This is a genomic window from Achromobacter sp. (assembly GCF_036567245.1).
Lineage (GTDB): Bacteria > Pseudomonadota > Gammaproteobacteria > Burkholderiales > Burkholderiaceae_B > Achromobacter.
Genome location: NZ_DATCUY010000656.1, coordinates 1 through 6,133 on the forward strand (window position 1 = coordinate 1; position 6,133 = coordinate 6,133).

The following is a 6,133-nucleotide window of genomic DNA, read 5'->3' on the forward strand; positions in this document are numbered from 1 at the left end:
CGCCGGACTGCCCCGCGTCGCGGCGGCGGCCGGCATCGGCAACCCGGAACGTTTCTTCACCACGCTGCGCGGCGCCGGCATCACGCTGGAAACCGCATTGCCCCTGCCGGATCATCACGACTACGCCGAGTCGCCGTTCCAGGCGCTGACGGCCGACGCCATCCTGGTCACGTCCAAGGACGCGATCAAATGCGCCGCTCTGGACGATCCGCGCCTGTGGGAAGTGCCGGTGCACGCCGGCTTTTCCGATCCGCAGTTGTTCGACTGGCTGGCGCAAGCGCTGCGCCAGCCGGCGCGGACGTAGAAAAACGCCAGCCTGGCGGCGCCACGGCGCAAAGCCGGTCCAGCCCCAGGCAAACTGTTTTAGAATTCCGGTCATGGAATCCCGCCTACTCGACATCCTCGTCTGCCCGCTGTGCAAGGGCCGCCTCGAACACGACCGGCAGCAAGCCGAACTGGTCTGCCGCGCCGACCGCCTGGCCTTCCCCGTGCGCGACGGCATCCCCGTCATGCTGGAATCGGAAGCCCGCGCGCTGGACGACGCCCCCGCTGCCCCCTGAATCACCGCCGCATGAGCTTCATCGCCCTGATCCCGGCGCGCACCGCCTCGACCCGGTTGCCCGACAAGCCGCTTGCCGACATCGCCGGCAAGCCCATGGTCGTGCGCACCGCCGAGCGCGCGGCGCTGTCCGGCGCTTCCCGCGTCTATGTGGCCACGGACGACATCCGAGTCCAGCAAGCGGTGCAAGCGCACGGGCTGCAGGCGCTGATGACCCGCCCCAACCACCCGACCGGCACCGACCGCCTGGCTGAAGCCGTGGAGCAGCTGGGTCTGCCCGACGACGCCATCGTGGTCAACGTGCAGGGCGACGAGCCGCTGATCGAACCCGAACTCATCGACGCCGTCGCGGCCAAGCTGCAAGCCAGCCCCGAGGCCGACATCGCCACCTGCGCCTGCCCCCTGGCCGACGCCGAAGCGCTGTTCAATCCCAATGTGGTGAAGCTGGTCTGCGCCGCGGACGACCGGGCGCTGTACTTTTCCCGCGCCCCGATCCCCTGGGCGCGCGACGCGCTGGCCTCGGGCGAACGTATCCTGGCCGACGGCCTGCCCGCCTGGCACCACATCGGCCTGTATGCCTACCGGGTGTCGTTCCTGCGCCGCTATCCGTCCCTGCCGCAGGGTGCGCTGGAACGCTTCGAATCGCTGGAACAGTTGCGGGCCATGGAACATGGCCACGTCATCGTCGTCCATCGGGCGTCCCACCCTCCTGCCGCGGGCGTAGATACCCCGGCAGACCTGGAACGCGTCCGAGCGGTCTACAGCAAGCGGATATAAGGGTTATTTCCTATGGCGCGGCTCCGCATCGGCTGCTGCATTGCGGCATAATTCCCCGGATCACAAAAAATACACCCCTTCAGGAGCACTCATGCGTCTTATCTTGCTCGGACCTCCCGGCGCCGGCAAAGGCACCCAGGCCGCGTTTCTCACCCAACACTTCGGCATCCCCCAGATCTCCACGGGCGACATGCTGCGCGCCGCGGTCAAAGCGGGCACGCCGTTGGGCATTGAAGCCAAAAAGGTCATGGATGCCGGCGGCCTGGTTTCCGACGAGATCATCATCGGCCTGGTGCAGGACCGTCTGCAGCAGCCCGACTGCGCCAACGGCTACCTGTTCGACGGCTTCCCGCGCACCATCCCGCAGGCCGACGCGCTCAAGAGCGCCGGCGTCAAGCTGGATTACGTGGTGGAAATCGAAGTCCCCGAAGAAGACATCATCGAACGCATGAGCGGCCGCCGCGTGCACCAGCCCAGCGGCCGCAGCTACCACGTGCGCTTCAACCCGCCCAAGGTCGAAGGCCGTGACGACGTCACCGGCGAAGAACTGATCCAGCGCGACGACGACCGCGAGGACACCGTGCGCAACCGCCTGTCCGTGTACCGCGAACAGACCCGCCCCCTGGTCGACTACTACTCGTCCTGGGCGCAGCAGAATCCCGCCGATGCGCCGAAGTACCGCAAGATCTCCGGCGTCGGCGCGGTCGAAGAAATCAAGGCGCGCCTGTACGCAGCCGTCCAAGGCTGATCGGCGCCTCGATGGCTCACAGGCCTTCGGCGCCGGCACCGGAACGCATCGCGTCCGGCCGGCCCCGAAGGCCTAGTCATATCCGGCGCCTGCCGCGCCGCTTTCATCCCTAGAACTCACTGGTGGTAGACACATGGAAATCGCGAACAAGGTATTCATCGTCACGGGCGGCGCGTCCGGACTGGGCGCCGGCACGGTGCGCATGCTGGTCGAAAACGGCGCCAAGGTCGTTATCGCCGACGTGCAGGACGAGCCGGGCTCGGCCCTGGCCAAGGAACTGGGCCAGCGCTACGTCCACTGCGACGTGACCCAGGAAGCCGACGGCAAGAACGCCGTGGCCGCCGCGCTCGAACTGGGCTCGCTGTTCGGCCTGGTGAACTGCGCCGGCGTCGCGCCTGCCGCCAAGATCGTGGGCAAGAACGGCGCGCATCCGCTGGAACTGTTCCAGAAGGTCGTGTCGATCAACCTGATCGGCAGCTTCAACATGATGCGCCTGGCCGCCGAAGCCATGAGCGCCAACGCGCCCGAACCCACCGGCGAACGCGGCGTGATGATCAACACGGCCTCCGTCGCCGCCTTCGACGGCCAGATCGGCCAGGCCGCCTATGCCGCCTCCAAGGCGGGCGTGGCCGGCATGACGCTGCCCATCGCGCGCGACCTGTCCAAGACCGGCATTCGCTGCATGACCATCGCCCCGGGGATCTTCGGCACGCCCATGATCTTCGGCATGCCGCAGGAAGTGCAGGACTCCCTGGCCGCCAGCATCCCCTTCCCCGCCCGCCTGGGCCGCCCGGAAGACTACGCCAAGCTGGTGCACAGCATCATCACCAACGACATGCTGAACGGCGAAACCATCCGTCTCGATGGCGCCATCCGCATGCCTCCGAAGTGATGTAGTACAAAGGCAGGCCCACCCGGTGGGCCTGTTTTCATTGGGCGTCGCGCGATCCCCGCGCCATGGCGCCAGGCCGGCCCGCAATTTTTCAGTAGTCTTATCCATGAGCCTGTTTCGTTCGGCGGCCACGGTCAGCAGCTTCACCCTGCTGTCCCGCATTTCCGGCCTGATCCGCGACATCCTGGTGGCCCGCGCCTTTGGCGCCGGCCCCATCACCGACGCCTTCTGGGTCGCCTTCCGCATTCCCAATCTGCTGCGCCGCCTGTTCGCCGAAGGGGCTTTCGCCCAAGCCTTCGTGCCCATCCTGGGCGCGGCGCGCAACAATCGTTCCGAAACCGAAGTCCGCACCCTGCTGGACCGGGTGGCCCTGCTGCTGACGGCGGCGCTGATGCTCATCACGCTCATCGGCATCGTCGCCGCGCCCTGGGTCGTGTCCGCCATGGCCAGCGGCCTGCGCGGCGCGGACCGCGACACCGAATTCGGCGCGGCGGTCTGGATGACGCGGATGATGTTCCCCTACATCTTCTGCATGTCGCTGATCGCCTTCGCCTCGGGCGTGCTCAATACCTGGCGCCGCTTCGCCGTGCCGGCTTTCACGCCCGTGCTGCTCAATCTGGCCATGATCGCCGCCTGCATCTGGCTCGCGCCGCGCATGGACGTGCCGATCTACGCGCTGGCCATCGGCGTCATGATCGGCGGCGTGGCGCAATTGGCCGTGCAATGGATTGCGCTGGCGCGGCTCGGCCTCACGCCCCGCTTTACGCTGCGGTTCCGCCAAGCCTGGGGCGATCCCACGGTACAGCGCATCCTCAAGCAGATGGCGCCCGCCACCCTGGGCGTTTCGGTCGCTCAGATCTCGCTGCTGATCAATACCAACATCGCCACCTGGCTAACGCCGGGCAGCGTGACCTGGCTGTCCTTCGCCGACCGCCTGATGGAGTTTCCCACCGCTCTCCTCGGCGTGGCGCTGGGCACGGTGCTGCTGCCCAGCCTGTCGGCGGCCCATGCCCGCGACGACCACGGCGGTTACAGCGGGCTGCTGGACTGGGGCCTGCGGCTGGTGCTGCTGCTGGGCCTGCCGGCCGCGGTGGGGATGGCGCTGCTGTCCGACGGGCTGGTCGCCACCCTGTTCCACTATGGCGCCTTTGCTGCCCAGGACGTGAGCCAGACCCGCCTGGCGGTCATTTCCTACTCTGCCGGCCTGATCGGCCTGTTGGCCGTGAAGATCCTGGCGCCCGGCTTCTACGCCAAGCAGGACATCCGCACGCCAGTGAAGATCGCCATCGGCGTGCTGATCACGACACAGCTGATGAACCTGGTGCTGGTGCCCCTGATGGCGCATGCCGGACTGGCCCTGGCCATCGGCCTGGGCGCCTGCCTGAACGCGCTGGCGCTGCTGATCGGACTGCGCCGCCGCGGCGTCTATCAGCCCGGCCCCGGCTGGACCGCGTTCGCGCTGCGCCTCTTGCCCGCCCTGGCGGCGCTGGCGGCCCTGCTCTGGTACGCGGACGGGCGCATCGACTGGATCGCCCTGCAGGCCCACTCCGGACAGCGGGTCGCCTGGCTGGCGGGGGTGCTGGCGGCCAGCGGGGCGGTCTACTTCGGAATGTTGTTACTGTTTGGCTTCCGCCCTAGGGACTTCGGCCGACGTCCGTCGCGTTAAGTTCGGACAATCTGCCTATATACACCTCAAAAGCCGGTCTAGTGCCGGCTTTTTTGCATTAGATTCGTCAAGAATTGACAACTACCCGGTAATCTTTGGTAAAAAACCTTTATTATTTACAAATTGCCATCGAAAGGATCCCCCTTGAATCACTGCGGGGACATGAAGTGAAGTACGCCCAAGGACAACCCATGGCGGACCAGGTAATCAATTGGCTGCTGTTATTGCGCTCCGGCAAGGCGACCGCACAGGACTATAACGACTTCCTGGCGTGGCGCGCTGCCGATCCGGCCCATGAAAACGCCTGGCAGCAGTTGACCGGCTCGCTGGAAGGATCGACGTTCGGCCGGCTGGGCGACGCCTATCCCGCCGGTTACGCGACCGCCGGCCCCGCTATCCCGCCGCTCGTGGCCCCTCCCGGCCCCGCCATCGCCCCTCCGCGCCGCCGCTTTCTGACCGGCGCGCTGGCGCTCGCCGGCACCGGCGCCTGTGCGGCTTACGTGGGCAACGCCTTCTATCCCCTGGGCAATGTCGCCGCGGACGCCGCCACGGCCACCGGCGAACGCCGCCGCTATGTGCTGTCCGACGGCAGCCAGCTGCTGCTGGACGCCCGCAGCCGGGTCAATCTGGACTTCACCCCCGCCTACCGCCAGGTCCGCCTGCTGGATGGCGCCGTAACGGTGTCGGTGGCTCCCGACGCGCGCCGCCCCTTCCTGGTCCAGACGGCCGAAGGCACAGTCCGCGCCCTGGGTACCCGCTACATGGTGCGCCAACAAGCTCAGCGCACCCTGGTGGTGGTGCATGAACACGAGGTCGAAGTCGAGACCATGTCCGGCGCTCACGGCACCGTCCGCGCCGGCACTGGCGCCCGGTTCGACGCGGCCCGGATGGACACCCCGCGCGCCGAACTCATGGCCGAGGCCGCCTGGGAAGCCGGCTGGGTCGAAGCCCGGGGCCGCCCCCTGGCCGAAGTGATCGCCGCCCTGCGTCCCTACCGTAGCGGCACCCTGCGCGTTTCCATGGCCGCTGGCGGCCTGCCGGTATCCGGACACTTCCCGCTGGACGACACCGACGCCGCGCTGGACACGCTGCGCGACATCATGCCCATCCACGTCCGCCGCTTTACCCCGTGGTTCGTCTCCATTAACGTCGCTACCTGACAACGCCACGCTCGGCGTTCCGCTCTCGGGGGCAGCTTCGTTGTATACTAGTTACGGTGTTTTTATCCAGTAGGCGCCACGGATTTTCCTCTAGGCTTCACTTGAGGACCATCCGCAAGGGCTCTCCAGCCCAGGGAATTTTTCCCGCAGCGCCCCCGCCCGGTTGACGGGCGCTCCCTCGGTTGATCAGACATTAAAAGCTTGCAATCCCGCAGGGACTTGCTACAATGTTCGACTTTGCCGAATTCAACTTATATAGCAACATGGCCAATACCGCCCAAGCCCGCAAGCGCGCTCGCCAATCCGTTGAGCGCAACAAGCACAATTCCAG

7 protein-coding genes and 1 pseudogene are annotated in these 6,133 nt (G+C 66.9%); all 8 read left to right on the forward strand.

The window, feature by feature from the left end:
• A partial coding sequence (locus VIR09_RS27910; protein ID WP_332015817.1) for a tetraacyldisaccharide 4'-kinase occupies positions 1-304 on the forward strand: 304 nt, incomplete at its 5' end.
• 73 nt (positions 305-377) lie between these two features.
• On the forward strand, positions 378-560 hold the full coding sequence (locus tag VIR09_RS27915; protein ID WP_013394773.1) for a Trm112 family protein: 183 nt from the start codon (positions 378-380) through the stop codon (positions 558-560).
• A gap of 11 nt (positions 561-571) precedes the next feature.
• A complete protein-coding gene (gene kdsB / locus VIR09_RS27920) occupies positions 572-1,336 on the forward strand; it encodes a 3-deoxy-manno-octulosonate cytidylyltransferase (RefSeq protein WP_332015818.1) in 765 nt (254 codons plus the stop codon).
• Positions 1,337-1,427: 91 nt separating this feature from the next.
• The gene (gene adk / locus VIR09_RS27925) at positions 1,428-2,084 is read left to right on the forward strand and encodes an adenylate kinase (protein ID WP_332015819.1); all 657 of its coding nucleotides are present in this window, start codon (positions 1,428-1,430) and stop codon (positions 2,082-2,084) included.
• 133 nt (positions 2,085-2,217) lie between these two features.
• Positions 2,218-2,976, forward strand: a complete 759-nt coding sequence (locus tag VIR09_RS27930; RefSeq protein WP_054452382.1) for a 3-hydroxyacyl-CoA dehydrogenase — start codon at positions 2,218-2,220, stop codon at positions 2,974-2,976.
• 106 nt (positions 2,977-3,082) lie between these two features.
• Positions 3,083-4,642 (forward strand): murein biosynthesis integral membrane protein MurJ, encoded by a 1,560-nt coding sequence (gene murJ, locus VIR09_RS27935; RefSeq protein ID WP_332015820.1) that lies wholly within the window; start codon positions 3,083-3,085, stop codon positions 4,640-4,642.
• Between the two features lie 191 nt (positions 4,643-4,833).
• On the forward strand, positions 4,834-5,802 hold the full coding sequence (locus tag VIR09_RS27940; RefSeq protein WP_332015821.1) for a FecR domain-containing protein: 969 nt from the start codon (positions 4,834-4,836) through the stop codon (positions 5,800-5,802).
• 263 nt (positions 5,803-6,065) lie between these two features.
• Positions 6,066-6,133: pseudogene (locus tag VIR09_RS27945) on the forward strand (30S ribosomal protein S20); the annotation flags it as partial.

Coding starts and splice junctions, on each gene's coding strand:
- VIR09_RS27915 (WP_013394773.1), top strand. CDS start 378: ATGGAATCCCGCCTACTCGACATCCTCGTCTGCCCGCTGTGCAAGGGC.
- kdsB (WP_332015818.1), top strand. CDS start 572: ATGAGCTTCATCGCCCTGATCCCGGCGCGCACCGCCTCGACCCGGTTG.
- adk (WP_332015819.1), top strand. CDS start 1,428: ATGCGTCTTATCTTGCTCGGACCTCCCGGCGCCGGCAAAGGCACCCAG.
- VIR09_RS27930 (WP_054452382.1), top strand. CDS start 2,218: ATGGAAATCGCGAACAAGGTATTCATCGTCACGGGCGGCGCGTCCGGA.
- murJ (WP_332015820.1), top strand. CDS start 3,083: ATGAGCCTGTTTCGTTCGGCGGCCACGGTCAGCAGCTTCACCCTGCTG.
- VIR09_RS27940 (WP_332015821.1), top strand. CDS start 4,834: ATGGCGGACCAGGTAATCAATTGGCTGCTGTTATTGCGCTCCGGCAAG.